Source organism: Herbaspirillum sp. RV1423 (assembly GCF_000577615.1).
GTDB lineage: Bacteria > Pseudomonadota > Gammaproteobacteria > Burkholderiales > Burkholderiaceae_D > Herbaspirillum.
The window spans coordinates 54,742-81,609 of record NZ_CBXX010000018.1 but is presented as its reverse complement, the minus strand read 5'-3'; the positions used below and the strand labels follow the sequence as shown (position 1 = coordinate 81,609).

The 26,868-nt window shown below is 60.9% G+C and carries 20 protein-coding genes and 1 pseudogene; 16 read left to right on the top strand and 5 right to left on the bottom strand.

Translation table 11 applies throughout. From position 1 onward, the window contains the following. From RV1423_RS29900 to RV1423_RS16980, 3 genes and pseudogenes are all read left to right on the top strand, one after another. A pseudogene (locus tag RV1423_RS29900) lies at positions 1–227 on the top strand (hypothetical protein); the annotation flags it as partial. A gap of 17 nt (positions 228–244) precedes the next feature. After that, positions 245–1,900, top strand: a complete 1,656-nt coding sequence (locus tag RV1423_RS16985) for a hypothetical protein (protein WP_155835140.1) — start codon at positions 245–247, stop codon at positions 1,898–1,900. Further along, positions 1,897–3,291, top strand: a complete 1,395-nt coding sequence (locus RV1423_RS16980) for a T6SS immunity protein Tli4 family protein (RefSeq protein WP_155835139.1) — start codon at positions 1,897–1,899, stop codon at positions 3,289–3,291. Before RV1423_RS16985 ends, RV1423_RS16980 begins: the two co-directional genes overlap by 4 nt. 90 nt (positions 3,292–3,381) lie before the next feature. Here RV1423_RS16980 and dgoD read toward each other — a convergent pair whose 3' ends face one another. The 3 genes from dgoD to RV1423_RS16965 all read right to left on the bottom strand — a co-directional run bounded on the left by dgoD (position 3,382) and on the right by RV1423_RS16965 (position 6,290). After that, the gene (dgoD, locus tag RV1423_RS16975) at positions 3,382–4,530 is read right to left on the bottom strand and encodes a galactonate dehydratase (RefSeq protein WP_034298905.1); all 1,149 of its coding nucleotides are present in this window, start codon (positions 4,528–4,530) and stop codon (positions 3,382–3,384) included. A 67-nt stretch (positions 4,531–4,597) separates the two neighbouring features. Beyond that, positions 4,598–5,278 carry a 2-dehydro-3-deoxy-6-phosphogalactonate aldolase gene (locus RV1423_RS16970; protein WP_034298902.1) on the bottom strand — a complete coding sequence of 227 codons (681 nt, stop codon included), beginning with the start codon at positions 5,276–5,278 and terminating at the stop codon, positions 4,598–4,600. A 13-nt stretch (positions 5,279–5,291) separates the two neighbouring features. Beyond that, on the bottom strand, positions 5,292–6,290 hold the full coding sequence (locus tag RV1423_RS16965) for a 2-dehydro-3-deoxygalactonokinase (protein WP_034298899.1): 999 nt from the start codon (positions 6,288–6,290) through the stop codon (positions 5,292–5,294). A gap of 673 nt (positions 6,291–6,963) precedes the next feature. Between RV1423_RS16965 and RV1423_RS16955 the strand changes: the two genes are divergently transcribed. From RV1423_RS16955 to RV1423_RS16910, 10 genes are all read left to right on the top strand, one after another. After that, entirely contained in the window at positions 6,964–7,935 is a 972-nt protein-coding gene (locus RV1423_RS16955) for an ABC transporter substrate-binding protein (protein ID WP_034298889.1), read from the top strand. Positions 7,936–8,142: 207 nt separating this feature from the next. After that, positions 8,143–9,705, top strand: a complete 1,563-nt coding sequence (locus RV1423_RS16950) for a sugar ABC transporter ATP-binding protein (protein ID WP_034298887.1) — start codon at positions 8,143–8,145, stop codon at positions 9,703–9,705. Further along, a complete protein-coding gene (locus RV1423_RS16945; protein ID WP_373419970.1) occupies positions 9,702–10,799 on the top strand; it encodes an ABC transporter permease in 1,098 nt (365 codons plus the stop codon). The genes RV1423_RS16950 and RV1423_RS16945 overlap by 4 nt, the downstream gene beginning before the upstream one ends. Before the next feature lie 14 nt (positions 10,800–10,813). Next, positions 10,814–11,839 (top strand): galactofuranose ABC transporter, permease protein YjfF, encoded by a 1,026-nt coding sequence (gene yjfF, locus RV1423_RS16940; RefSeq protein WP_034298882.1) that lies wholly within the window; start codon positions 10,814–10,816, stop codon positions 11,837–11,839. A 243-nt stretch (positions 11,840–12,082) separates the two neighbouring features. Beyond that, positions 12,083–13,156, top strand: a complete 1,074-nt coding sequence (gene chvE / locus RV1423_RS16935) for a multiple monosaccharide ABC transporter substrate-binding protein (protein WP_034298879.1) — start codon at positions 12,083–12,085, stop codon at positions 13,154–13,156. 190 nt (positions 13,157–13,346) lie between these two features. Further along, complete coding sequence (mmsA, locus tag RV1423_RS16930; RefSeq protein ID WP_034298876.1) at positions 13,347–14,891, top strand: multiple monosaccharide ABC transporter ATP-binding protein; 1,545 nt, start codon at positions 13,347–13,349, stop codon at positions 14,889–14,891. Between the two features lie 240 nt (positions 14,892–15,131). Beyond that, positions 15,132–16,346: a multiple monosaccharide ABC transporter permease gene (gene mmsB, locus RV1423_RS16925; protein ID WP_034298873.1), complete on the top strand. Its 1,215-nt coding sequence runs from the start codon at positions 15,132–15,134 to the stop codon at positions 16,344–16,346. Between the two features lie 172 nt (positions 16,347–16,518). Next, a complete protein-coding gene (locus RV1423_RS16920; protein ID WP_034298870.1) occupies positions 16,519–18,267 on the top strand; it encodes an IlvD/Edd family dehydratase in 1,749 nt (582 codons plus the stop codon). Between the two features lie 43 nt (positions 18,268–18,310). Next, complete coding sequence (araD1, locus tag RV1423_RS16915) at positions 18,311–19,309, top strand: AraD1 family protein (protein ID WP_034298867.1); 999 nt, start codon at positions 18,311–18,313, stop codon at positions 19,307–19,309. 26 nt (positions 19,310–19,335) lie between these two features. Next, positions 19,336–20,112: an SDR family NAD(P)-dependent oxidoreductase gene (locus RV1423_RS16910; RefSeq protein ID WP_034298863.1), complete on the top strand. Its 777-nt coding sequence runs from the start codon at positions 19,336–19,338 to the stop codon at positions 20,110–20,112. Positions 20,113–20,284: 172 nt separating this feature from the next. On the opposite strand, the gene RV1423_RS16905 is transcribed toward RV1423_RS16910, so the two are convergent. After that, positions 20,285–21,226: a LysR family transcriptional regulator gene (locus RV1423_RS16905; protein ID WP_034298860.1), complete on the bottom strand. Its 942-nt coding sequence runs from the start codon at positions 21,224–21,226 to the stop codon at positions 20,285–20,287. Positions 21,227–21,409: 183 nt separating this feature from the next. Between RV1423_RS16905 and RV1423_RS16900 the strand changes: the two genes are divergently transcribed. Further along, a complete protein-coding gene (locus tag RV1423_RS16900) occupies positions 21,410–22,291 on the top strand; it encodes an SMP-30/gluconolactonase/LRE family protein (RefSeq protein ID WP_034298857.1) in 882 nt (293 codons plus the stop codon). Between the two features lie 74 nt (positions 22,292–22,365). Here the strand turns inward: RV1423_RS16900 and RV1423_RS16895 are convergent, their stop codons facing one another. Continuing rightward, positions 22,366–24,171 carry a tetratricopeptide repeat protein gene (locus tag RV1423_RS16895; RefSeq protein WP_051516730.1) on the bottom strand — a complete coding sequence of 602 codons (1,806 nt, stop codon included), beginning with the start codon at positions 24,169–24,171 and terminating at the stop codon, positions 22,366–22,368. A 184-nt stretch (positions 24,172–24,355) separates the two neighbouring features. Between RV1423_RS16895 and RV1423_RS16890 the strand changes: the two genes are divergently transcribed. Both RV1423_RS16890 and RV1423_RS16885 read left to right on the top strand, forming a co-directional pair. Further along, positions 24,356–25,039 carry a fumarylacetoacetate hydrolase family protein gene (locus RV1423_RS16890; protein ID WP_034298854.1) on the top strand — a complete coding sequence of 228 codons (684 nt, stop codon included), beginning with the start codon at positions 24,356–24,358 and terminating at the stop codon, positions 25,037–25,039. 339 nt (positions 25,040–25,378) lie between these two features. Continuing rightward, on the top strand, positions 25,379–26,866 hold the full coding sequence (locus RV1423_RS16885) for a DEAD/DEAH box helicase (RefSeq protein ID WP_034298851.1): 1,488 nt from the start codon (positions 25,379–25,381) through the stop codon (positions 26,864–26,866). The last annotated feature ends 2 nt before the right edge of the window (positions 26,867–26,868 follow it).

Here is a 26,868-nt window from a genome sequence, read left to right as displayed (position 1 = left end):
CGACCAGCCTGATGCGGCAAATGAACACCTGGACGCAGGCCAAGTTCGACGAGCAATTCGGCGTGCGTTGGGGATTTAGCCAACAATCGACAATCCGTCAGGCGACAAAAACGATCATCGGCAATCACGGCGGCGTTGATGGTGTCACCGACCGCAACGGACAAACAACACTGCAAAAAAGCCTCTCCATCGATCCATTACGCTTGTGCATTCCTCCTCAAAAATAAACGGGACATCATCAATCATGGCTACTATCAAACGCATCATTCCACCGCGCATTCTCAAGAGCGGCGTCGTCGAATACCACTCTGTGACCTCGCCGCCCGACGACAGCATCGCCATGTGCCACAAGGTGCCGGACCGAATCATTCCGGTGATCTTTGTGCCGGGGGTGATGGGGTCGAATTTGCAGTCGATAGCGACACGAACTTCGAAAAGCGAACCAGTATGGGTGGTCAACAGCACTCAAAGGGTTCTTGCTGATTGGGGATTAAGAGATGCAAAAAAACGGAAATCACTTCTTGATCCCAATAAAACCGAACTCTACCGCACAGGCGACTTGCCATCAGGCGCCGCCCCGCGCAGCGTCTTCCACACTCACCCGACGCCGACGCAGAAAGAAATCGACGACGAACTGCTCCGGCGCGGCTGGGGCGAAGTGTCGCACCTGAGTTACGGCCCTTGGCTCAAGTGGCTGGAAGAGAGCCTCAACGACGCCGATTATACGAAGACCGGGTTGGAATACGCCAGCAGCGGCCTGCGCCCGCGCCTGATGAAAGAACTGGTCGCCCACGTGCCCGGCATTGAGCCGCTGACCTTCGACGAAGTTGGGCTGTCCTATCGCTATCAGTTTCCGGTGCATGCGGTGGGCTACAACTGGCTGCAATCGAACGCCGATTCGGCCAAGCGCCTGCAAGCGAAGATCGACGAATTCATCCGGTATTACGACAAAACCTATACCTGCAAAAACGTCATCCTCGTCACGCACAGCATGGGCGGGCTGGTGGCGCGACATTACAGCGAGGTGCTCAACCAGCGCGACAAGGTGCTTGGTGTGGTGCATGGCGTGATGCCGACGACTGGTGCGGCCACGGCCTACAAGCGCGTGAAATCCGGCGTGGAAGGCAGCGCCGGCATTGTCGTGGGCGACGACGCAGCCGAAGTCACAGCCGTCTTCGCGCAAGCGCCGGGACCGCTGCAACTCTTGCCTAGTGCTGAGTACGGCAACGGCTGGCTCAAGATCAGGGATGGCGAGCAACGGATCAGTCTGCCGCAGGGCAACGATCCTTATGATGAAATCTATACCGTGCGCGGCAAATGGTGGGGGCTCATTGATGACAAGCTGATTAATCCACTGGATGAGCAAAAGACGAAGCCGACTTTGGATAAGGATTGGGACGCTTTTGGAAAACTAATTGATGAAAAAGTAAAGCCGTTTCATCAAGATATTGCCAATCGATTTCATCCCATCACCTACGCCTTCTACGGCGACGACAAGGCGCACAGCGCCTGGGGGGATGTCACCTGGGAGCGCAAACTCTCCCATGCGGCCCGCATGTTGGGCACGGCCGCGCCGATTGACGACGTCAAGAGCGGTCGCGTGCTGCAAGACCACGGACAAGGCGAACAACTGCTGCTGCAACAAAGCGGCGGCACCGCCATGCCGACCGGATTCAAACTGACAGAAGCCAACGAGAACGGCGACGGCACCGTGCCGGTTCGTTCCGGTCGCGCGCTGCAAGGCAAAGTGCGCGTCTGCGTCGGCTACCAAGGCGTGGATCACGAGGGCGCATACAAGCACGAAGCACAACGCCTCTTCACCCTGTGGTCCATCGTCAAGATCGCCCAGCATGTCAAACCGCCCTTGCGCTACGAGATCGATGGAGAATGCCCGCGATGAATTCACCCCTATTTTTAAAATCCATTATTGCACTTGGCCTGACGCTGACGCTCAGCGCCTGCCAACCGAAACCCTTGACCGAACAGGAGCAACGCACTGTGACCCAACTGACCACCAATATGAAGACCCAGTGTGTGGGTCGCTACCTGATCGATTTACCGGCTGACGTGGATATCTATGGCCATGCAAAATTGAACGATGTCGATGTCAAGATAGAACCGATGTCGCAGCAGGCGTTTTTGGATGGCATGCATAAAAGAGATGCCGAACTCAAAGCAATGAAGCACATACATGGCTATCAGTTTTTATTCGGCGACAACGAGTATCACCCGATGAATTCCAGTACAGAACAGATGCGGAAGAAAGGGATTTGGCACTTCATCCATTTGGATGACGAATATTCCGGGGATATGGGAAGAACTCTTGAAGCCTATAAATGGAACAAGGGTTATCGCATCAAGTTGGAAACAAAAACATGGGATTACACAAGATCAATCGTCAAAGATAAACCGCGCGCCAAGGAAATGGGCAACCGGGTTCCTTCCAGACTCGGCGATATGATGAGTTTGTTACACGACTTTCGAGGTCTGTCGAACGGAGAGATTCCAAAGGAACCGGGTGTGTGTCTCACGGGTGGATTCATCAAGAGCGAGGCCTCCGATGAGGAAGAGGTGTCGATGTCGTTTTATTTGCGTGACAAACGGGATGTGAGTTTTGATCTAGAGACCAATTCCAATATTCGAGAAAAAACTACCTTGCTGCAACGTGGTTCTCAGATCGAAAAAGCAGTTAAGACTCGGGACGGACATACCATTCGCAAAGGAAAGATCGATCTCCCAGGATTGACATCAGCAGAAGAGTGGCTGTTAACAGGCATTACCAATTCCAAAGTCATGGGGCATCGCTTTGCTTTGGAAGCGAACTCAATTGTCGGTAGCGCACAGACACCCTTGCTGATATTGGACATGGATAACGGCGCTTTCCCTCAAGATGTGCCAAGAGATGAAATCATCAAGGCCTCTCTCACCGAAGGCGAAGCCGTCGCCCTGTGGGATGCCGTCTCGCGCACGATCCGCGTGCGTCCGGGTGCGATGGACGCGATGCCCTTGCCAACGGTGTCGGCGACCGAACATCGCCTGCCGCTTGGCACCGTTGTCTGCAGCGGCCAGACCTGCCGCCAGGGCGGCTACTACCACACGCACTGGAATGGCGAGACCTACCGCAAGTTGCTTTGCCCTGACCGTCCCGCACCCACGCTCAATCTGATGGAGCCTGTTCCTTATCGCTGGCTGCCCGGTTTGGTCAACAGGATGCTGCTTAAGCATGAACGCTTGCCTATGGCACTGGCATCGCACCAGGTTGACTGGGTACTGACAAGTTATTTCTTGTGAGATGTCGTTCCGCTAAAGGCCGCTACACTGTTCCATGGGCGCGACGATGTTCAATACGGGGCACGACAATTTCTTCAGGCGGCTGCCGGCTCACCACTCCGCAAAGCTGCCGTCCTTATGCCGCCAGACCGGATTGCGCCAGCGATGTCCAACCTCGGCGCGTTGCTTGACATATTCCTCATTGATCTCGATGCCCAGTCCCGGACCTTGCGGGATCGCCACGTAACCGTCCTTGTAGCTGAACACGTCCGCGTCGACGACATAGTCGAGCAGGTCGTTGCTCTTGTTGTAATGGATGCCCAGGCTCTGTTCCTGGATGAAGGCGTTGTACGACACGGCGTCGACCTGCAGGCAGGCCGCCAGCGCGATCGGGCCGAGCGGGCAGTGCAGCGCCAGCGCGACGTCGTAGGCTTCGGCCATGGTGGCGATCTTGCGCGTTTCGGTGATGCCGCCGGCGTGCGAGACGTCGGGCTGGATGATGTCGACGTAGCCTTCGCTGAGGATGCGCTTGAAGTCCCAGCGCGAGTACAGGCGCTCGCCCAGCGCAATCGGCGTGGCGGTGAGATGGGCGATTTCCTTGAGCGCTTCGTAGTTTTCGCTGAGCACCGGTTCTTCGATGAACATCAGCTTGTACGGTTCCAGTTCCTTGACCAGCACCTTGGCCATCGGTTTGTGCACCCGGCCGTGGAAGTCGACGCCGATGCCGATGTTGGGGCCGACGGCGTCACGCACGGCGGCGACGTTGGCCAGCGTGGCTTCCACCTTGTCATAGGTGTCGATGAATTGCAGTTCTTCGGTGCCGTTCATCTTCACGGCGGTGAAGCCGCGCGCGACCGTATCCCTGGCGGCCCTGGCGGTGTCGGCGGGACGATCGCCGCCGATCCACGAGTACACGCGGATGCTGTCGCGCAACTGGCCGCCGAGCAACTGGCTGACCGGCACGCCGAGTGCCTTGCCCTTGATGTCCCACAGCGCCTGGTCGATGCCGGCCAGCGCGCTCATGTGGATCGCGCCGCCGCGATAGAAGCCGCCGCGATACAGGATGGTCCAGTGGTCTTCGATATTGCGCGGGTCCTTGCCGATCAGGTAGTCGGCAAGCTCGTCGACGGCGGCGGCGACGCTGTGCGCGCGGCCTTCGACCACGGGTTCGCCCCAACCGACGATGCCTTCATCGGTTTCGATCTTGAGGAAGCACCAGCGCGGCGGAACGATAAAGGTGGTCAGTTTGGTGATTTTCATCGGGGCGATATCCGTTTCTGAAGTCTCTGGAAAATGGCGCCTCGGCTTGCGGCGAGGCTGGTTGAGGTTAAAGGACAGCCGGCGACTGCGGGGGTCTTGAGGTCGGCGTCGAGTCGCCGTTGCGGGTCTGCCAGGCGCTGACGAAGGCCTTGGCGTTTTCGCCGACCGTCGCCGCCGTCATGCCGGGTTGGTACAGCGCGGAGCCAAGGCCGAAGCCGGAAGCGCCGGCGTTGATGAACACCGACACGCTGCTGGGCATGATGCCGCCTACCGGCAGCAACGCCACCGCAGCGGGGATCACGGCGCGCCAGGCTTTGACGACATGCGGTCCGAGCTGCTCGGCCGGGAACATCTTCAGCACGTCGGCGCCGGCGGCCAGCGCCGCAAATGCCTCCGTCACCGTGGCTACGCCCGGCGCGCAGCACAGCCCGGCTTCCCTGGCGGCGGCAATGACGCGGGCGTCGCTGTGCGGCATCACGATCAGTTCGCCGCCGGCCGCCTTGACCTGGGCAACCTGCCCGGGACTGAGCACCGTTCCTGCGCCGATCACGCAATCCGCAGGCAGCGTGCGGCGCAGCGTGGCGATACTCTGCAGCGGCTCGGGCGAATTGAGCGGCACTTCGATGATGCGGAAGCCCGCTTCGTACAGCGCCTTGCCGACGGCTTCGACTTCATCGGGACGAACGCCGCGCAGGATGGCGATCAGGCCGCAGTGCTGCAGTGCGTGTTGGAACAGGTTTTTCAGCATGATGCGGCTTTCTTCATGGGGAGGATGGAGCGATCAGCCCGGCATGCAGGGCCAGTTTCCACATGCCGTGTTCGGTGGCGGCGGCAGCGATTTCCACCTGTTTGACGCCGTACAGCGCCAGCACCTGGCGGTAGCGGTTGCACAGGAAATCGTCGCCGATCAAGGCGATGCGTTGCTGCAGGACGTTGTTCGTCAGCGCCGGCAAGGCGGCGATTTCGTGGCCGATCAGCAGGCCCGAGAGGTAATGCGCCTGCGCGCAGGGAGACAGCTCGCCGGTCAGGCCCAGCGTGCGGCTGCTGAAGATGTTCGACAGCAAACCGGCGCAGCCGTCGGTGGTTTTCGCTACGACCGCACCGCGCAGGAATGCCTCGTCGCCGGCGGCGTCTGCCTCGCCGTCGCGCTGCATGGTGCGGCCGAGGATGGTGTGGTTGCACAGTACCGCGTACATTTCACCGGTCATGAACGTGTCGAAATGCGCGATGCGCCTGTCGCGCACATGCACCCATTTCGAATGCGTGCCAGGCAGGCCGATCAGGATGTCGTCGACCTGCAACTGGTCGAGGATGCCGGCGACCTGGGTCTCTTCGCCGCGGATCACGTTGGGCAGCGTCGAGCATTGCAGCAGGCCGGGAACGATATGCAACTGCACGCCGAGTCCGGTGTCGACCGCGGTCAGCGTCTGGCCGATGTCGTCTATGCCCAGCGGCACGTCGAGATAGGGGGCTTCACGCCAGCCCTGTTTGCTGCCGACCATGCCGGCGGCGATCAGCGGCGTGTCCGGGAAATCGCGCAGCCAGTCGCCGCAGGCGGCTTGCAGCGCACGGCGGAAACCGGCGTCGGCGGATGTGTCAGAGTCGTTTTCCGCCGGCGGCAGGTTCATGACCCCCCAGGGCAGCGCACGCTTGTCGGTCACGCGGCCGTCGGCGTCGAAGCGGTAGGCGCGCAGCGATGAGGTGCCCCAGTCGAGTGCGATCAGGCCGCTGGCGGAAGAAGTGGAAGTTGCCTGCGTCATGGTCCGGTTCAGGTCCCGAGCCCGCTTGCTTCGAAGCGCGCGAACAGTTGCACGGAGGCGCGCGGCGCAGGCGGCACGCTCGGGCGTTGATGTCCGGGTTGTAAGGTCGCAGCCTGGATCGCTGGCTGCGCAAGGGCGGAATGGGTCATGGCGTCTCGATAGTTGGCGACGGGATGCTGTACGGTCTGCTCCGCCTTCGGTTTGCCGGGAACCCGTTCAGGTCCTACCGCGAGGCCATGATCCGTCATCGTACGGTGCTCGGAATCCTCGTGTACTTCCGTACATTCCGGTTCCTGCGCTCCGGTCGATACCGGCTGATGGCCTCTCGCGACAGATTCGCTCAGGTTCTGACAGGTCCAGCAAAAACAGGGCCGATCCTAACATCGGCTACCGATACGGAATAATGAAAAATTTATGAACATTGATATCAAAAACGATCTGCGACTCGGCATTCCATCGTCAATGTAGTCTGCTAAACCGCCATGCCTGTTTCGGTATCGGAAGTCGTTAAAAATTCATTGGATAGATATTTCTCGCTCTCCTAATATGGATCGGCACATTTCGCTGCACGCCAGGTGCATGCGAACACGCAAAATGACGGCGTATCCGCCCCACGATGGCGCCGTACACCAATAAAAACAGATCGTTGATAAACATAATCGGAGACAACGCAATGAAAATGACACGCAGAACCCTGCTGGGCGCCGCCGTTGGCATGACCTTGGGCTGGAGCGTTCTGTCCGGCGCCATGGCTGCCGACAAACCGCTGACGATCGGCTTCTCGCAAGTCGGCGCCGAAAGCGAATGGCGCACCGCCAATACCGCCTCGATCAAGGACGCCGCCAAGAAGGCCGGCGTCAACCTGAAGTTCGCCGATGCGCAGCAGAAGCAGGAGAACCAGGTCAAGGCCATCCGTTCCTTCATTGCGCAAAAGGTCGACGTGATCGCCTTCTCGCCGGTGGTCGAATCGGGCTGGGACACCGTGCTGCTCGAAGCCAAGGCCGCCAAGATCCCGGTGATCCTGACGGACCGCGCCGTCAACGTGGCCGACAAGTCGCTGTACGTCACCTTCATCGGTTCCGATTTCGTCGAAGAGGGCCGCCGCGCCGCGCGCTGGCTGCTGGAGCGGGCCAAGACGATGCCGGCCGGCGACATCAACATCGTCGAGCTGCAAGGCACGGTCGGTTCCGCGCCGGCAATCGACCGCAAGGCCGGTTTCGAGCAGGAAATCAAGGCCAATCCGAACCTGAAGATTATCCGCTCGCAGACCGGCGACTTCACGCGCGCCAAGGGCAAGGAAGTCATGGAAGCCTTCCTCAAGGCCGAAGGCAAGAAGATCAACGTGTTGTATGCGCATAACGACGACATGGCCATCGGCGCCATCCAGGCCATCGAAGAAGCCGGCCTGAAACCGGGCAAGGACATCCTGGTGATTTCCATCGACGGCGTGAAGGGTGCGTTTGAAGCCATGATGGCCGGCAAGCTCAACGTCACGGTCGAATGCAGTCCGCTGCTGGGGCCGCAGTTGATGGCTATCGCCAAGGACGTGAAGGCCGGCAAGGAAGTGCCGAAGCGCATCACGACTGTAGAAGGCGTATTCCCGGCCGAAGTCGCGGCCAAGGAATTCCCTAACCGCAAATACTGATCGGCCCCTGACACGCATGCGAACCATGCCGGGGGACGATCGTATCGCCGGGAAAGCGATTTCCCGGTGTTGTTTCTCCTCTGTTCTGAAGTAACCCCTGGGCCTTGGAAGATCCGCCGCAATGCCGCTGCGGCGCTGTAGCGGATCTGTTCAACAGGCTTTGTGCGGCGGGCTTCGGCCCGCCGTCTTTTCACTTGCGGAAACGCCATGTCCAACGCAACCGGCCGCGCCGAACCGGCGCTCGAACTCATCGGCATCCATAAATCATTCACCGGCGTCAAGGCATTGGCCGACGTCGGCCTGCGCCTGTATCCGGGCGAGGTCCACACGCTCATGGGCCAGAACGGCGCCGGCAAATCCACGCTGATCAAGGTGCTGACCGGCGTCTATACGCCCGATAGCGGCCACATTCGGTTGGGCGGCCGCGCCATCCAGCCTGGTTCGACGCTGGAAGCGCAACAGCTCGGCATCAGCACTGTGTATCAGGAAGTCAACCTGTGTCCGAATCTGACGGTGGCCGAGAACATTTTCATCGGCCGTTATCCGCGAAAATGGAGCGGCGTCGGTCCCATCGACTGGGCCGCCATGCATCGCCGCGCGACCAAATTGCTGGCCCGGCTTGACCTGCACATCGATGTGCAAAAACAATTGTCCGCGTATCCGCTGGCGATCCAGCAGATGGTGGCGATCTCGCGCGCCGTGAGCGTGTCGGCCCGCGTGCTGATCCTCGACGAGCCGACCTCCAGCCTCGACGAGGCCGAAGTGCAGTTGCTGTTCAAGGTCTTGCGCAGCCTGCGCGACGAAGGCATGGCGATTCTGTTCGTCACGCATTTCCTCGATCAGACTTACGAGATATCCGACCGCATCACGGTGTTGCGCAACGGCGTGCGCGAAGGCGAATACGCCGCCAGCGAATTGTCGCGCCTCGATCTCGTCAACAAGATGGTCGGCACGCCGGTCGATGCCACCGCCGCCGCGGACGTGATGGCGGATCATGCGCTGGCCGAGCATGCCGACACCGCGCCGGCCGTCAATGGCGGCGGCATCTTCCTGCAGGCGCGCGGCCTCGGCCGCAAGGGCGCGCTGGCGCCGCAGGATCTCGATCTGCGCGCCGGCGAAGTATTCGGCTTGTGCGGCCTGCTCGGTTCAGGACGCACCGAGACCGCGCGCCTGCTGTTCGGCGCCGACAAGGCCGACAGCGGCGAACTCAGCATCAAGGGCAAGGCAGTAAAGTTTTCGACGCCGCGCGACGCCATCGCCGCAGGCATCGGCTTCTGTTCCGAAGACCGCAAGAAGGAGGGCGCCATTCTCGACCTGTCGGTGCGCGAAAATATCATCCTCGCCTTGCAGGCGCGCGACGGTCTGTTGCACGTGATTCCGCGCAAGCGCCAGCAGCAGATTGCGGCCGACTACGTAAAATGGCTGGGCATCAAGACCGCCGACATCGACACCCCGATCGGCCTGCTGTCCGGCGGCAACCAGCAAAAAGCCTTGCTGGCGCGTTGGCTGGCGATCGATCCCGACATGCTGATCCTGGACGAACCGACGCGCGGCATCGACGTGCGCGCCAAACAGGAGATCATGGACTACGTCATGGCCTTGTGCCGCAAGGGCATGTCCATTCTTTTCATCTCTTCCGAAATTCCCGAAGTGCTGCGTTGCAGCGACCGCATGCTGGTGCTGCGCGATCGCCGCGGCTGCGGCGAGTACCTGCGCGGCGAGCTCGACGACGCGTCGGTGCTGGAGGTGATTGCAGGAGAGTCAGCGTGAGCGCATCGATGAATTCCAATCTGGTTTCCAAGCACAATGAATCCGGCAATACGCCGGCAGCGCAATGGTTGCGGCGCGCCGTGCATCATCCGCTGGGCCGTCCGCTGGCGGCGCTGGCGGTGTTGCTGCTGATCGATTTTTTCATGATCCCCGGCTTCTTCCGCATCGAACTCAAGGACGGCCATCTGTACGGCAGCGTGATCGACATCGTCAACCGCGCCGCGCCGCTGATGCTGGCGGCGCTCGGCATGACGCTGGTGATCGCCACGCGCGGCATCGACATTTCGGTGGGCGCGGTGGTGGCGATTTCGGGCACGATCGCAGCCATGCTGATCGGCGGCACCATGGTCGTCAACAACGGCGTGCCGGAATACGTCAGCAACATCCCGATGGGCTGGGCGCTGGCGGCGGCGCTCGGCGCGGCGCTGTTGTGCGGCGCCTGGAACGGCCTGCTGGTGGCGACGCTCGGGTTGCAGCCGATCATCGCCACGCTGATCCTGATGGTCGCGGGACGCGGCCTGGCGCAGTTGCTGACCGACGGCCAGATCATCACGGTGTACTACAAGCCGTTTTTCTATCTCGGCAGCGGCTATCTGTGGGGCTTGCCGTTCTCGCTGTTCATCGTCGCCGGGATGTTCGTCCTGCTCGCGCTGCTGATGCGCAAGACCGCGCTGGGCCTGTTCATCCAGTCGGTCGGCATCAATCCGGTGGCGTCGCGCCTGGCCGGCGTCCGCACCGCGGCGCTGATCTTTTTCGTCTACATCTTTTGCAGCCTGTGCGCCGGCCTGGCCGGGTTGATGATCAGCGCCAACATCAAGAGCGCCGACGCCAACAACGCCGGCCTGCTGCTGGAGCTGGACGCCATCCTGGCGGTGACGCTGGGTGGCACTTCGCTGGCGGGGGGCAAGTTCAGCCTGGTCGGCAGTGTGATCGGCGCGCTGATCATCCAGGCGCTGACGTACACGATCTACTCATTGGGTGTACCGCCGGAAGTCAATATGGTGGTCAAGTCGGTGGTGGTGTTCCTGGCCTGCCTGTCGCAGTCGCCGGAGTTCCGCCGTCTGCGCCTGTTCAAGTCGGGCAACCGGAGCTAAATTCAGGAAAAATCATGAAGAATTTTCGTTCTCTGCTGGCGCTGCCGTATTTCACCTCGCTGGTCACCGTCGCCTTGCTGGTGGTGCTGTTTGCGTTGGGTTCGGTCGCCTACGATGGTTTCTTTGCGGTGCAGGTGGTGCTCAACCTGCTGATCGACAATGCCTTCCTGCTGGCAATCGGCATCGGCATGACATTTGTGATCCTGTCCGGCGGCATCGATCTGTCGGTCGGTTCGGTGCTGGCGCTGACGACGATGATTTCGGCCTATCTGCTGCAATCGTGGCATTGGCATCCGCTGGTGGTGATCGTTTGCGTGCTGGCGCTGGGCGGTCTGTTCGGTGCGGCGATGGGCGTGCTGATCCATTTCTTCAAGCTGCAGCCGTTCATTGTCACGCTGGCCGGGATGTTCCTGGCGCGCGGCCTGTGTTATCTGATCAGCATCAATTCCATCACCATCGACGATCCGCTGTATGTCGCGATGTCGCAGACGCGGCTGGAGTTCGGCGGGGCCTTCATCTCGCCCAGCGTGGTGATTGCAGTGCTGATGCTGCTGCTGGCGATTTACATCGCGCATTACACGCGTTTCGGTCGTGCGGTCTACGCGATCGGCGGCAACGAGCAGTCGGCGCTGCTGATGGGTTTGCCGGTGGGTCGCACCAAGGTCGCGATTTATGCATTCAGTGGTTTCTGCGCGGCGCTGGCGGGTGTATTGTTCTCTTTCTACATGTTGTCCGGTTACGGCCTGCATGCGCAAGGCACCGAACTCGACGCCATCGCCGCAGTGGTCATCGGCGGCACGCTGCTGACCGGCGGTTACGGCTACGTGGCCGGGACGCTGACCGGCGTGCTGATCCTCGGCGTGATCCAGACGCTGATCGCGTTCGACGGCACGCTCAGTTCGTGGTGGACCAAGATCGTGATCGGCGTGCTGCTGTTCGTTTTTTGCCTGGCGCAGCGGCTCATGTCGGCGGGCGCCGCCAAGGCGGTGGATGCGGGTGGCGTCGGCGCCGCCGTCAAACCGTCCGTGCAGGCAGCGTAAAAGGAAGATGCGGCAGACGCGAATGGCGCCGTTTGCGCAAAACTGATGTTGAAAACAATATGGGTTTCATGAAAAAAATCATTAGAAATGTATTGGTTTAATGATTATCGTAGATGCCTTGCAGAATAAGGCGTTCCCCCCGCACTTTTGCATTGATGGAACTCATTTCATAAATGTCAGCACTCGCGGTTATTTATGAAATGAGTTCCAGTACAACAACAAACAACTTAGGAGACAAGAAGCATGAAACTCAAATCGGTATTGGCCGGGCTGACGCTTGGCCTGAGCATGGGTCTGATGGCTGTGAGCGCGCAGGTCAGCGCCCAGACCAAGGGGCTGATCGGGATCTCGATGCCGACCAAATCCTCGGCGCGCTGGATTGCCGACGGCAACAACATGGTGAAGGTATTCAAGGAAAAGGGTTACCAGACCGACCTGCAATACGCGGAAGACGACATCCCGAATCAACTGGCGCAGATCGAGAACATGGTGACCAAGGGCGTCAAGGTGCTGGTCATTGCCGCGATTGACGGTACTACATTGTCCGATGTACTTCAAAAAGCCGCCGACAAGGGCATCAAGGTCATCGCCTATGACCGCCTGATCCGCGGCTCCAAGAACGTCGACTACTACGCGACTTTCGACAACTACCAGGTCGGCGTGCTGCAAGCCGCCTACATCGAAAAGGCGCTGGACCTCAAGGGCGGCAAGGGGCCGTTCAACATCGAACTGTTCGGCGGTTCGGCTGACGACAACAATGCCTTCTTCTTCTACAACGGCGCCATGTCGGTGCTCAAGCCGTACATCGACAGCGGCAAACTGGTCGTGCGCAGCAAGCAGATGGGCATGGACAAGGTGGCAACGTTGCGCTGGGATGGCGCTACTGCGCAAGCCCGCATGGACAATCTGTTGAGCGCCTACTACAGCAACGCGCATGTCGATGCGGTGCTGTCGCCGTATGACGGCATCAGCATCGGCATCCTGTCGTCGCTCAAGGGTGTCGGCTACGGTACGCCCAAGCTGCCGATGCCGGTCGTGACCGGCCAGGACGCGGAAATCCCTTCGGTCAAGTCCATCATCCGCGGCGAGCAACGCTCGACCATCTTCAAGGACACGCGTGAACTGGCCAAGGTCACCGTGTCGATGGTCGACGCCGTGCTGTCGGGCAAGGCTCCGACCATCAACGATACCAAGACCTACAACAACGGCGTGAAGGTGGTGCCTTCCTATCTGCTCAAGCCGGTCAGCGTCGACGCCGGCAACTGGAAGGAAGTCCTGGTCGGCAGCGGTTACTACACCGAAGCGCAAGTCAGGTAAGTTCGCCGGGTTTGTGTCGCCCGGCGGCTTGATGGCCGGGCGCGATGCAAGAGTACAAGACAGCCCCGCGCTGCGCGCGCGGGGTTGGTGTTTCCGGACAATGCCGATCCGTATCGGCGGCGCCGGGAAAACCGGCCCGTGTCACCCCACCCATGACGGCAGGCCGGCGTAAAAGAAGAGGCTAGAACAGATGAATACAATTCTGGAAATGCGCGGAATTGAAAAGACGTTCCCGGGCGTCAAGGCGCTCAACAATGTCAACCTGGTTGTCCGCACCGGTGAAATCCACGCCGTGGTCGGCGAAAACGGCGCCGGAAAATCCACCCTGATGAAGGTCCTGAGCGGCGTCTATCCGCACGGCAGTTATGCCGGCGACATCATCTACCAGGGCCAGACCCGCGCATTCAAGGATATTGTCGACAGCGAAAGCGTCGGCATCATCATCATCCACCAGGAGCTGGCATTGGTGCCGCTGCTGTCGATCACCGAAAACCTGTTCCTGGGCAATGAGCAAGCCACCGGCGGCGTGATCGACTGGGAACTGTCCTACGCCAAGGCCAAGGGGTTGCTGGCCAAGGTCGGCCTCAAGGATCCGCCGTCGACGCTGATCACCAATCTCGGCGTCGGCAAGCAGCAACTGATCGAGATCGCCAAGGCGCTGTCGAAGGAGGTCAAGCTGCTGATCCTCGACGAACCGACCGCCAGCCTCAACGAAAGCGACAGCGACGCCTTGCTTGAACTGTTGCTGGAACTTAAGGCGCAGGGTATTTCATCGATCCTGATTTCGCACAAGCTCAACGAGATTTCCAAGGTGGCCGATTCGATCACGGTGCTGCGCGACGGCGCTACGGTCGACACCTTCGACTGCCGCAAGGAAGCCATCAGCGAAGACCGCATCATCCAGAACATGGTCGGACGCGAGATGGCGGATCGCTATCCCAAGCGTACGCCGCAGATCGGCGAGACCATTTTCGAGGTCAGGCAATGGCGCGTGCATCACCCGATCCACCCGGAACGCGTGGTCATCAAGGACATCGACCTGTACGTGCGCAAGGGCGAGATTGTCGGCATTGCCGGCCTGATGGGCGCCGGTCGCACCGAGCTGGCCAAGAGCATTTTCGGCCGCGCCTACGGCACCAGGATCAGCGGCGAAGTCCATCTGCACGGCAAGAAGATCGACGTCGGCACGATCCAGAAAGCCATCAACCACGGCATCGCCTACGTGACGGAAGACCGCAAGGGCGACGGCCTGGTGCTTGAAGACGACATCAAGAAAAACATCTCGCTGGCCAATCTCGGCGCGATAGCCGACAACACGGTGATCGACGAGGCGCGCGAATTCAAGGTGGCCGCGGAGTTCCGCAGCAAGATGCGCATTCGCTGTTCCAGCGTGCTGCAAAAGGTCGTCAATCTGTCCGGCGGCAACCAGCAGAAGGTGGTGCTCAGCAAATGGCTGTTCTCCAACCCGGAAGTGCTGATCCTGGACGAACCGACGCGCGGCATCGACGTCGGCGCCAAGTTCGAGATCTATTCCCTGATCAACCAACTGGCGGCGGAAGGCAAATGCATCATCATGATCTCGTCGGAAATGCCGGAACTGCTCGGCATGTGCGACCGGATCTATGTCATGAACGAAGGACAGTTCGTCGGCCAGTTCGATGCGGCGGAGGCGTCGCAGGAGAAAATCATGCGTTCCATCGTAAGGAACGAGAGGATTAAGGGGCTCAATTCATGAATATTTGCGAGTGCGAACGAGACTGTTTGGGATGTAGTGCAAGGCGCGTCGCGCAGCCAAGGGTGGGTCCCTTGGCAAGCGGCGCAACGCGGCAATACGCCCAAATAGTTCGTTCCCTCCGGGTTCTTACTGGAAATGGCGCTGGCCGCGTAGCGCCGCTACGCGACGCGTCGCACGCCTTGCCAGCGCCATTTCCAGTAAGAACGCATCTCACAAATATTTATGAAATGAGCCCCACGAATGGAGAATATTGAAATGAGCAAGAAACCTACGGTGGAGGCGATTCCTGAAGTGAAGAAGGAATATGCCGGCTTCCTCAAGAACAACATGCGCGAATACGGCATGCTGCTGTCGCTGGTGGCGATCATGGCCTTCTTCCAGGTCATGACCGACGGCACGCTGATGCGGCCGCTCAACCTGACCAACCTGGTGCTGCAAAACAGCTATGTGGTGATCATGGCGCTGGGCATGCTGATGGTGATCGTGGCCGGACACATCGATTTGTCGGTGGGGTCGGTGGTCGGTTTCATCGGCGCGCTGGCGGCGGTGCTGATGGTCAATTACCAAATGAACTTCATCCTGGCCACCATCATTTGCCTGATTGCCGGCGCATTGATCGGTGCGGCCCAAGGCTATTGGGTGGCATTCTTCCGCATCCCGTCGTTCATCGTCACGCTGGCCGGCATGCTGGTGTTCAAGGGGATGACGCTGGCGTTGCTTGAAGGACAATCGGTGGGGCCTTTCCCGCGCGACTTCCAGTTGCTCAGTTCCGGGTTCATTCCTGAATTCTTTGCGGATACGGGCAGCGTGCGCATGACTTCGCTGCTGGTCGGCGTGGCGGCGGCGGCGATTTTGCTGGCGGTGAAAGTCCACGGCCGCGCCAAACAGGTCAAGCACGGCATGGAAGAGGAGCCGGCGGTGTTTTTCCTGCTCAAGAACATCCTGTTCGCCGCGGCAATCATCGCCTTCAGCTACCTGATGGCGTCCTACAAGGGCATGCCGAACGTGCTGATCATCATGTTCGCGCTGATGGTGATCTACACCTTCATCACCAACCGCACCACCATCGGCCGCCGCGTGTATGCCGTCGGCGGCAATGAAAAAGCGGCCAAGCTGTCCGGCATCAAGACCGAACGCGTGAGCTTCTATACCTTCGTCAACATGGGCATGCTGGCGGCGCTGGCCGGCCTGATCTTCGCCGCGCGCCTCAATACCGCGACGCCGAAAGCTGGCACCGGCTTCGAGCTGGACGTGATCGCAGCCTGCTTCATCGGCGGCGCCTCGGCATCGGGCGGTGTCGGCAAGGTCATGGGGGCGGTTATCGGCGCCTTCGTCATGGGCGTGATGAACAACGGCATGTCCATCATGGGCATCGGCATCGATTACCAGCAGGTGATCAAGGGCCTGGTGTTGCTGGCGGCGGTGTTCTTCGACGTGTACAACAAAAATAAATAGCAAGAAGTTTTGCAAGAGGGGACGAGTAATTTCGTTCAGTGAAGCCTAAAACCCTTCCTCTCGTCGTCCCGGCGAACGCTGGGACCCAGCGTCGTGAGTACGGTCAATACGACGCTGGGTCCTGACTTTCGTCAGGATGACGGCACAGGACCAGTTTCCAATGGATGAATAAATGACTATCGACAAGAAGCGTACGCTGCGTTCGGCGGCATGGTTCGGCACGGCCGACAAGAACGGTTTCATGTACCGCAGTTGGATGAAGAACCAGGGCATTCCCGATCATGAGTTCCAGGGCAAGCCGGTCATCGGCATCTGCAACACCTGGTCGGAACTGACGCCTTGCAATGCGCACTTCCGCAAGATCGCCGAACATGTCAGGCGCGGCATCATCGAGGCGGGCGGTTTCCCGGTCGAGTTTCCGGTGTTCTCCAACGGCGAATCCAACCTGCGTCCGACGGCGATGCTCACACGCAATCTGGCCAGCATGGATGTCGAGGAATCGATCCGCGGCAATCCGCTCGACGCGGTAGTGCTGCTGGTCGGCTGCGACAAGACCACGCCGGCATTGCTGATGGGCGCGGCCAGTTGCGACGTGCCGGCCATCGTCGTCACCGGCGGCCCGATGCTCAACGGCAAACACGAAGGCAAGGATATCGGTTCCGGCACCGTGGTCTGGCAGCTCAGCGAGCAAGTCAAGGCGGGCAAGATTTCCATCCATGAATTCATGTCGGCGGAAGCCGGCATGTCGCGTTCGGCCGGCACCTGCAACACCATGGGAACGGCTTCGACCATGGCCTGCATGGCCGAAGCGCTGGGCACCTCCCTGCCGCACAATGCCGCGATCCCGGCGGTCGATGCGCGCCGCTACGTGCTGGCGCATATGTCGGGCATGCGCATCGTCGACATGGTGTGGGAAGATCTGCGCCTGTCGAAAATATTGACGCGCGCAGCGTTTGAAAACGCCATCCGCGTCAACGCCGCCATCGGCGGTTCCACCAATGCCGTGATTCACCTCAAGGCGATTGCCGGCCGCATCGGCGTCGACCTGGAACTGGAAGACTGGACCCGCATCGGGCGCGGCACGCCGACCATCGTCGACCTGCAGCCGTCGGGCCGCTTCCTGATGGAAGAGTTCTACTACGCCGGCGGCCTGCCGGCGGTGTTGCGCCGCCTGGGCGAAGCCGATCTGATCCCGCACAAGGGGGCGCTGACGGTCAACGGCAAGACGCTGTGGGAAAACAACCAGGACGCGCCGCTGTACAACGACGAAGTGATCCGTCCGCTCGACAAACCGTTGATCGACGACGGCGGCATCTGCATCCTGCGCGGCAATCTGTCGCCGCGCGGCGCCGTGTTGAAGCCGTCGGCGGCGTCGCCTGAATTGATGAAGCATCGCGGCCGCGCCGTGGTGTTCGAAGATTTCGCGCATTACAAGGAACGCATTGTCGATCCCGATCTGGATGTCGACGCCAGCTCGGTGCTGGTGATGAAGAATTGCGGCCCCAAGGGTTACCCGGGCATGGCCGAAGTCGGCAACATGGGCCTGCCGCCCAAGCTGCTGGCGCAAGGCGTCAAAGACATGGTGCGCATTTCCGACGCGCGCATGAGCGGCACGGCATATGGCACGGTGGTCTTGCACGTGGCGCCGGAAGCCGCTGCCGGCGGCCCGCTGGGCATCGTGCAGGATGGCGACTGGATCGAACTGGATTGCGCCGCCGGACGCTTGCATCTCGACATCAGCGACGCGGAGATGGCGCAACGCCAGGCCGCGCGCGCCGAAAAACTGGCTCAGGGCACGCCGGCGATGCAGGGCGGTTACCAGTCCTTGTACATCGACCGCGTGCTGCAGGCCGATGAGGGCTGCGATTTCGATTTCCTGGTCGGCTGCCGCGGCGCCGCCGTTCCCAAGCATTCGCATTAAGATCGTGAAGACGTTCTAAGAATTTAAATCAAGGGGTACAGACATGTTGCTGGTGCAATTCAAACAAGCCGACGGCAGCCGCCTGGTCGGCAGTCTCGAAGACGACGGCAAGAAGATCCGCGTCGTCGACGGCTATCGCAGCACCTATGCATTGGCGCGCGCCGCCATTGCAAAGAAGAGTTCCTTGCAGGATTTCGCTGCTGCCGCGCTCGGCTCGACCGTGCTCGACTATGCGCAAGTCGCGGCGAGCGGCGGCCTGCTGGCGCCGCTCGATCATGAGGACACGGCACACTGTTACGTCACCGGCACCGGCCTGACGCACCTGGGCAGCGCCGATGGCCGCGACGCCATGCACAAGAAACTCGACGGCGCCGGCGACAACCTGACCGACAGCATGAAGATGTTCCGTATGGGCCTGGAAGGCGGCAAGCCTGCGGCCGGCGCGATCGGCGTGCAGCCGGAATGGTTCTACAAGGGCGACGGCTCCATCGTGCGCGCTGCCGAAGAACCGCTGGCGATGCCGCACTTCGCGCTCGACGGCGGCGAGGAACCGGAGATCGCCGGCCTCTATATCATCGGCGACGACGGCCAGCCTTATCGTCTCGGTTTCGCCATCGGAAACGAGTTCTCCGACCACGTGACCGAACGCCAGAATTACCTGTTCCTGGCGCACTCCAAGCTGCGCGCGTGCTCGGTCGGTCCGGCGCTGCTGGTGGGCGAACTGCCGGCGCACGTGCAGGGCATGTCGCGCATCCGCGCGCAAGACGGCAAGGTGCGTTGGGAAAAGCCGTTCGTCAGCGGCGAAGACAACATGTCGCATACCGTGTCCAATCTTGAATACCATCACTTCAAATATCCGCTGTTCCGTCGTCCCGGCGACGTGCATATCCACTTCTTCGGCACCGCGACGCTGAGCTGCTCGGACAACATCACCGTCGCGCCGGGCGAGACTTTCGAGATCGACGTCGCTGCCTTCGGTCCGGCGCTGCGCAATCGCCTGAGCCTGGACGACGTCCCGCATCCGCAGGTACACGTCCTCTGAGGCGCAATTTAATTTCTGGAGAAAACATGTCTGCAACATATCAACTGGCGAGCTACCCCAGCCTCAAGGGCAAGCGCGTATTCGTCACCGGCGGCGGCACCGGCATCGGTGCGGCGATCGTCAGCGCGCTGGCCGAGCAGGGTGCAGTGGTCGCGTTCGTCGACATTGCCAAGGACGCCAGCGAAGCCTTGTGCAAGAAGATCGCCGACGCCGGTTTCACGGCGCCGTCGTTCCGTTATTGCGACCTGCGCGACATCGCTTCCCTGCAAGGCACGATTGCCGGCCTTGCCGGCGAGATCGGCGATTTCGACGTACTGGTCAACAACGCCGCCAACGATGAACGGCACAAACTGGAAGAGGTGACGCAGGCATATTGGGACGAGCGCATCGCCATCAACCAACGTCCGGCATTCTTTGCGGTGCAATCGGTGGCGCCCGGCATGATCAGGAAAAAGGCCGGCTCCATCATCAACTTCAGCTCGATCAGTTGGCACACCTCGGGCGGCGGCTTTCCGGCCTACACCACCGCCAAGGCGTCCGTGCTGGGCCTGACGCGCGGCCTGGCGCGCGACCTCGGTGCGCACAACATCCGCGTCAATACCGTGACGCCGGGCTGGGTCATGACCGAGCGCCAGAAAGAACTCTGGCTGGACGAAAAGGGCAAGGAAGACATCAAGCGCAATCAATGCCTGCAAGGCGAGCTGCTGCCGTGGCATCTGGCGCGCATGGTGCTGTTCCTGGCGTCGGACGAAAGCGTGATGTGCACAGCGCAGGAATTCATCGTAGACGCCGGCTGGGCCTGAGATTGTTCAGAAGCACCGCTGGCGGCGTTGCCCCGCCTTGCTGTACTTGCGCACTGTCTGCGTCGGGGCGCCTTGCCAGCGGTGCTTCTGAACAATCTCAGTGACGTTATTGAAGGAATAAAAAAGAGCGAGGCTTTTGTCTCGCTCTTTTTACGGCTGCACTTTTCCCTGTTCAATAAATCGTCTTCGCCACATCCCGAATCGCCTCCTGCAGGATCACCGCCCCCGGCGACAGCAGGTGATCGCGGCGCGTGATGATGCCGAAACCGTCCATCTTGCACGGCAGTTCGATCGGCAGCAGGTCCATCAGGCGCGCCTGGGCGTAATAGCGCGCGACTTCGGTCGGCATCGCGTACAGGAAATCGGTTTGCTGCAGCAGGCTGGTGATGACCAGGATCGCGGTGGTGTCGACCACGTTGGCCGGCGGCGTCAGGCCGTTCTTGCGGAACATCAGGTCGCAGCGGCTGCGCAGGATGCTGCCCTTGGGCGCCATGATCCAGGGTTGGTCGACGATGTCTTGCAGCGTCAGGTTTTTGGCGGCATGCAAAGGATGGCCGACGCGTGCGACGGCGCAGATCGGTTCGTCCGACAGTTCTTCGTAGTGCAGGTTGCGGCTATTTTCTTCGTCGAGGATGCGCGCCACCAGGAAGTCGAGCTCGCCATGCAGCAGGCGCGCCAGCAGGATGTTGCTGCTTTCGACTTCGACGCCGATGCGCAGCATCGGCGAATGTTCCTTGACGCGGGCAATCGCCGGGGGAATCAGCGACAAGCCGGGCGACAGGATGACGCCGACATCGACCTGGCCGGACAGGCCGGACTTGAGCGCGACGATGTCTTCGTGCGCCTTCGACAGGCTGGTCAGGGCCATGCGCGAATGGCGGATCATCGCCTCGCCATAGATGGTCGGCCGCATGCCGCGCGGCAGCCGGTCGAACAGCGTGACGCCCAGCGTGTCTTCCAGGTCTTTCAATTGTTTGGATGCGGCCGGTTGCGTCATGTTGAGTTCGCCGGCGGCGCGATGGATGTTGCGTTCGTCGTCGAGGGCGATCAGCAGCAGCAATTGCCGCGTTTTCAGGCGCGCGCGCAGGAACCAGTTGGGGTCGCTGTTTTTCATTTGTCTCCACCTCTTTTTTATATCTGGCGATGATATCAAATCGGGTATCGGATCAGGCAAATATTTCACTGGAAATGCATGTCAATAATCCTTAGCATTGACGGGCCGTCGGCACCGGAAAAGGACAAGTGCGTTCCTTTTTTGTTTAAAGTTCCAGGAAACCCATCACGGAGATGACAACCCATGCAAGCAAGCCTGATCGTTGACGGCAGACATGAACTCGGCGAATGCGCGATCTGGTGCGACAGGACGCAGTCGGTATTCTGGACCGATATTCAGGGCGGCAGACTCTGGAACCATCATCCGGGTACGCGCATCACGCGCAGTTGGGACATGCCGGAACGCTTGTCGGTGTTCGCGCTGACCGCGCAAACCAATCGCCTGCTGATCGGCCTCGCTTCGCGTCTGGCGTTTTGCGATCTGGATAGCGGCGAGCTCACGCCGATCTGCAACGTCGAAGAGGATTTGTCGGGCACGCGCTTGAACGATGGTCGCTGCGATCGCCAGGGACGTTTCGTGTTCGGCACCCTCAACGAGGACAGTGGGCGCGCGCCGATCGGCAGTTTCTACCGCCTCAATCAGGACCTCAGCCTGGAGCGCCTGCCTCTGCCCGGCGTGGCGATTTCCAACAGCATCTGTTTCAGTCCGGACGGCTTGCGCATGTATTACTGCGACACCATGCAGGAGCAGATCATGTGCTGCGACTACGATCCGGTCACCGGCGCGATCGGCGCGCAGCGCCTGTTCGTCGATCTGCACGACGAAAAAGGCAGTCCGGACGGTTCGGCCATCGACAGCCAGGGTTATCTCTGGAACGCGCAATGGGGCGGCGCGCGCGTGGTGCGCTACGCGCCCGACGGGCTGATGGATCGCATCGTTGCGGTGCCGGTGTCGCAACCGAGTTGTCCGGCTTTTGGCGGCGTCGGCCTGAATACCTTGTATGTGACGACCGCGCACGAGGGCATGAATGCGCGTCAGCGTCAGGAGGAACCCGCGGCGGGAGGATTGTTCGCGGTCGAGCTGGACGGCTTGCGCGGCTTGCAGGAGGTGCGTTTTGCCGGATAAGTCTGGCAAGGCATTGCAAGCGGAATGAAAAACGCCCGGCGATACATCGTCGGGCGTTTCGGTTTAGTGCTGCATTAGTGTTGTACGGTTTGACGCAGTGCGTTCTGTACATCGCTGATGACATTGCTCCAGTCGCCGAGTTTGTCTTGGCGGAAGATCCGCATGCTCGGATACCACGGCGAGTCGGTGCGCTCCAGCAGCCAGCGCCAGCAGGTGTTGTATCGATTGAGCAGCCAGACCGGCTTGCCCAGCGAGCCGGCCAGATGGGCCACGGCGGTGTCCACCGAGATCACCAGGTCGAGATTGTCGATCAGGGCGGCGGTGTCGGCGAAATCGCGGAGGTCGCGCGCATGATCCGCAACCAGGCGGCCGAGCGGATGGGTTTTCAATTGCGAGACGGCATTGTCTCCCACTTGCAGCGAATGGAACTCCACCGCGTCGTTTTCCACCAGCGGCGCCAGCGTTGCGAACGGCATCGAGCGCAGGGCGTCGAGACGGCGCGCCGCCGGGTTGTCGGCGCGCGGATTGCCCGACCAGACCAGGCCGACGCGCAACTTGTTTTTCGGGCCGAGACGGCTTTGCCAGTCGGCCGATTTGGCGGCATCCGCCCACAGGTATCGCTGGGTCGGGATGTCTTGCACGGAAATGGTTGAGCAGGCCAGCGGCAGGCTGATCAATGGGCAATGGAAATCGAATGGCGGCAGCGGTTCGCCGGCGCGGATGACGGTACTGACGCCCTTGATCTGCGCCATCAGGGTTTTCAGCGGCGCCTGCACTTCCAGGATCACGCGCGCGCCCCGGGCGACGATCAACGGGACGTAGCGGGCGAATTGCAGCGTGTCGCCGAAGCCTTGTTCCGCATGCAGCAGGATGGTCTTGCCCAGCAGCGACTCCTTGCCCAGCCATAGCGGTTGCGAGAAGCGGCGGCGATGTTCCTGCAACTGTTCGGTTTCCCAGCGCTGTTCATACTTGGGCCAGCCGGCGTCGAAGTCGCCCAGGCGCAGTCGGCACAGGCTTTCGTTCCAGTGCGCGGAGACGAAATCCGGGTCGATTTCCTGGGCTTTGGCATAGCTCTCGATCGCTTCGCCGTAGCGCTGCATGTCTTCCAGCGTCGAACCGCGGTTGAACAGCGTTCCGGTGTCTTCCGGCATCAGCGCCAGAGCGCGGTCGTAGCCTGCCAGCGCCTGGTCGAGGCGATTGAGCGCATACAGGACATAAGCGTGGTTGGCGATGGCTTCCGCGAAGTCCGGTTCGATTGCCAGGGCTTTTTCGTAGGTGGCCAGGGCATCTTCGAAAAGATCCAGGTCCTTTTGCGTATTGCCGAGGTTGAATAGCGCTTCCGGATATTCCGGCGCGACGGCGACGGCGCGTTCGTACGATGCCAGGGCTTCGTCGATGCGGTCGAGGTCGTGCAAGGTATTTCCCTGCTTGAACCAGGCTTCGGCGTGGTCGGGTTTGCTCGCCAGCACGCGCTTGTAGCAATCCAGCGCCTCCATCAGGCGCTCCATCTTGCGCAGCACATTGCCGCGCCGGAACAGCGCGTCGGCGAAATCGGGTTTCAGCGCCAACACCAGGTCGTAGCCGCGCAGCGCTTCGGCGTCGCGTTCCATGTCTTCCAATATGGTGGCGCGGTCGAATTGCGCGTCGACATGGGTCGGGTTGATTTTCAGCGCGCCATCGATCAGCTCAAGCGCCGCCGGACGATTGTCGCGATGCAGTTCCAGCATGCCCAGCAGATACAAAGCCTGAAAATGGCGAGGTGTCTTGGCCAACACTTTTTTGTAGAGAGTTTCGGCGCCGTCGAGGTCGCCGCGTTGGTGCAGGGCGACTGCTTGCTGGATTTGTGCGGCAACGGCAGGATTTTGTTGATTGGGGCGCATAAGCTGGTGTCGAGGTGCGGGATCGTGAGAAAGCGTCAAGTCTGACGATGCTACACAAAAAATCCTCTGTCATGTCGGAATTTCCCGCGGGCCGCCTGCACGGGCGGGTTTTTTCTTTTACACTCCCATGGCCCGAACGCACATTCAACAGTATCCACAATACTCATACAGCCGGAGTTCCAGCATGTCCTACGCCATACCCGTTCCCGCCATCACCACCGTACCGGTCGTCGGCGGCGATCCGTTCCCGGTGCGCCGCATCTATTGCGTCGGCCGCAATTACGCCGCCCACGCACGCGAAATGGGTCACGATCCCAATCGTGAACCGCCGTTTTTCTTCATGAAGCCGACCGACACGATCGTGCCGACCGACAGCGCCGTGCCGTATCCGAGCAAGACCAACGATTATCAGCACGAGATCGAATTGGTCGTCGCGCTGGGCAAGGGCGGCCGCGACGTGCCGGCGGACCAGGCGCTGGACCTGGTGTTCGGCTATGCCGTCGGCCTCGACATGACGCGCCGCGACCTGCAGGGCGAAGCCAAGAAACTGGCGCGTCCGTGGGACATGGGCAAGGGTTTCGACCATTCCGCGCCGTGCGCGCCGCTGCTGCCGGTGTCGCAGATCGGCCATCCCGACAAGGGTGCGATCTGGCTCAAGGTCAACGGCGAGGTGCGTCAGCAGGGCGATTTGTCGGACCTGATCTGGAACGTGGCGGAGACCATTTCCTATCTGTCCGGACTGGTCGAGCTGTTTCCCGGCGACCTGATCTATACCGGCACGCCGGAAGGCGTCGGCGCGGTGGTGAGGGGCGACAAGCTGCACGGCCACGTGGACGGCCTGGTCGATCTGAACGTCACGATTGCCTGATTTTTCCCTATGAGGGCGCCGCTCCGCCTCCCGGAGCGGCATAACGGCTTTATTGTCGTTTTGTCATCGCCGCGCCCGGCGACATTAAACTGTCATGAAGTCAAATGGCCGGGCGGCGTATAATAGCGGTTTGCCGGGCGATTTCCTGCCGGCAATTTCCTGACGCGAGCCTCCTGTTCTTCTTGCATGGTTTCTTGCATGATCGGCGTCGCGCGATATGTCAAACATCCGTTATTACTGAAAGCAACAGCGCTTCTTCGCGAATGTGTCAGCCGCAATCTGCCATGCAGAACATTGTGTCGACTCACGCGGGGTTTGCCTGAGGACACCCCCCTGACCATGCCTGAGCAATTGCCCGAAACCGCAACACCAGAAACGACTGCCGTCCGCTTCGAGGACTTCGGCCTGTCTCCCGATATCCTGAAAGCGCTGTCGGCGCAGGGGTACACGCATCCGACGCCGATCCAGGTGCAGGCGATTCCGGTCGTGCTGCAGGGGCGCGACGTCATGGGCGCGGCGCAGACCGGCACCGGCAAGACCGCCGGCTTTTCATTGCCGATCATCCAGTTGTTGCTGGCGCATGCCAGCGCCAGCATGTCGCCGGCGCGCCATCCGGTGCGCGCACTGATCCTGACGCCCACGCGCGAGCTGGCCGACCAGGTCGCCGAAAACGTCAAGGCCTATTCGCGCTTCACGCCGCTGCGCTCGACCGTGGTGTTCGGCGGCGTCGACATGGCGCCGCAAACCGCCACCCTGCGCGCCGGCGTCGAGATCGTCATCGCCACGCCGGGCCGCTTGCTCGACCACGTCCAGCAAAAGACCGTCAACCTGTCGCAGACCCAGATCCTGGTCATGGACGAAGCCGACCGCATGCTCGACATGGGCTTCCTGCCGGACCTGCAACGCATCATCAACCTGCTGCCCAAGCAGCGCCAGAACCTGATGTTTTCCGCGACCTTCTCGCCGGAAATCAAGAAGCTGGCCGCGAGTTTCCAGAACAACCCGGTCACCATCGAAGTGGCGCGCAGCAACGCCACCGCCGAGCGCGTGACGCAGACGATCTATAAGGTCAACGAAGACGCCAAGAGCGAAGCCGTCGCCCATATCATCCGCGAACGTCAGTTGAAGCAGGTGATTGTGTTTTCCAACACCAAGATCGGCGCCTCCAAACTGGCGCGCCAACTGGAAAACGACGGCGTCAACGCCTCCGCGATCCACGGCGACAAATCGCAGGGCGAGCGCATGGCCGCGCTGGAAGCCTTCAAGCAGGGTCAGATCGAAGTGCTGGTGGCGACCGACGTCGCCGCGCGCGGGCTGGACATCACCGACCTGCCGTGCGTGATCAACGTCGATCTGCCATACAACGCTGAAGATTATGTCCATCGCATCGGCCGCACCGGCCGCGCGGGCGCGTCGGGCGATGCGATCTCGCTCTACTCCGACAAGGACGAGCGTTTGCTGGTCGACATCGAAAAGTTGATCAAGATGAAGTTTGTGCGTTCCGAACTGGCTGGCTTCGTGCCGCGCCAGCGCGGCGAGCGTGGAGAACGTGTAGAACGCAGCAGCGAACGTGGCGAACGCGGCGGTGAGCGCAGCAGCCGTGGCGAGCGCGATGGCGAACGCTCCAGCGTACGCCGCGATACCCAGTCCTACGGTCGCACCGGCAGCGGCGCATCGTCGCGCAAGGAAAAGGTCGATCCATGGTTCCTCAAGCCTTACGAGCCGGCAGCCGCGCCTGCGCCGCTCGAGGCCGCAGTCAAGCCTGCGAGTAGCAAGCCGCCGAAACACAAAGTGGCGGCATTGCTGGGCGGTGTGCCCAAACGCTAAGG

Coding starts and splice junctions, on each gene's coding strand:
- RV1423_RS16885 (WP_034298851.1), top strand. CDS start 25,379: ATGCCTGAGCAATTGCCCGAAACCGCAACACCAGAAACGACTGCCGTC.
- RV1423_RS16955 (WP_034298889.1), top strand. CDS start 6,964: ATGAAAATGACACGCAGAACCCTGCTGGGCGCCGCCGTTGGCATGACC.
- RV1423_RS16910 (WP_034298863.1), top strand. CDS start 19,336: ATGTCTGCAACATATCAACTGGCGAGCTACCCCAGCCTCAAGGGCAAG.
- RV1423_RS16985 (WP_155835140.1), top strand. CDS start 245: ATGGCTACTATCAAACGCATCATTCCACCGCGCATTCTCAAGAGCGGC.
- chvE (WP_034298879.1), top strand. CDS start 12,083: ATGAAACTCAAATCGGTATTGGCCGGGCTGACGCTTGGCCTGAGCATG.
- RV1423_RS16900 (WP_034298857.1), top strand. CDS start 21,410: ATGCAAGCAAGCCTGATCGTTGACGGCAGACATGAACTCGGCGAATGC.
- RV1423_RS16965 (WP_034298899.1), bottom strand. CDS start 6,290: ATGACGCAGGCAACTTCCACTTCTTCCGCCAGCGGCCTGATCGCACTC.
- RV1423_RS16950 (WP_034298887.1), top strand. CDS start 8,143: ATGTCCAACGCAACCGGCCGCGCCGAACCGGCGCTCGAACTCATCGGC.
- araD1 (WP_034298867.1), top strand. CDS start 18,311: ATGTTGCTGGTGCAATTCAAACAAGCCGACGGCAGCCGCCTGGTCGGC.
- RV1423_RS16890 (WP_034298854.1), top strand. CDS start 24,356: ATGTCCTACGCCATACCCGTTCCCGCCATCACCACCGTACCGGTCGTC.
- RV1423_RS16905 (WP_034298860.1), bottom strand. CDS start 21,226: ATGAAAAACAGCGACCCCAACTGGTTCCTGCGCGCGCGCCTGAAAACG.
- mmsB (WP_034298873.1), top strand. CDS start 15,132: ATGGAGAATATTGAAATGAGCAAGAAACCTACGGTGGAGGCGATTCCT.
- RV1423_RS16920 (WP_034298870.1), top strand. CDS start 16,519: ATGACTATCGACAAGAAGCGTACGCTGCGTTCGGCGGCATGGTTCGGC.
- RV1423_RS16970 (WP_034298902.1), bottom strand. CDS start 5,278: ATGCTGAAAAACCTGTTCCAACACGCACTGCAGCACTGCGGCCTGATC.
- RV1423_RS16895 (WP_051516730.1), bottom strand. CDS start 24,171: ATGCGCCCCAATCAACAAAATCCTGCCGTTGCCGCACAAATCCAGCAA.
- dgoD (WP_034298905.1), bottom strand. CDS start 4,530: ATGAAAATCACCAAACTGACCACCTTTATCGTTCCGCCGCGCTGGTGC.
- RV1423_RS16980 (WP_155835139.1), top strand. CDS start 1,897: ATGAATTCACCCCTATTTTTAAAATCCATTATTGCACTTGGCCTGACG.
- mmsA (WP_034298876.1), top strand. CDS start 13,347: ATGAATACAATTCTGGAAATGCGCGGAATTGAAAAGACGTTCCCGGGC.
- yjfF (WP_034298882.1), top strand. CDS start 10,814: ATGAAGAATTTTCGTTCTCTGCTGGCGCTGCCGTATTTCACCTCGCTG.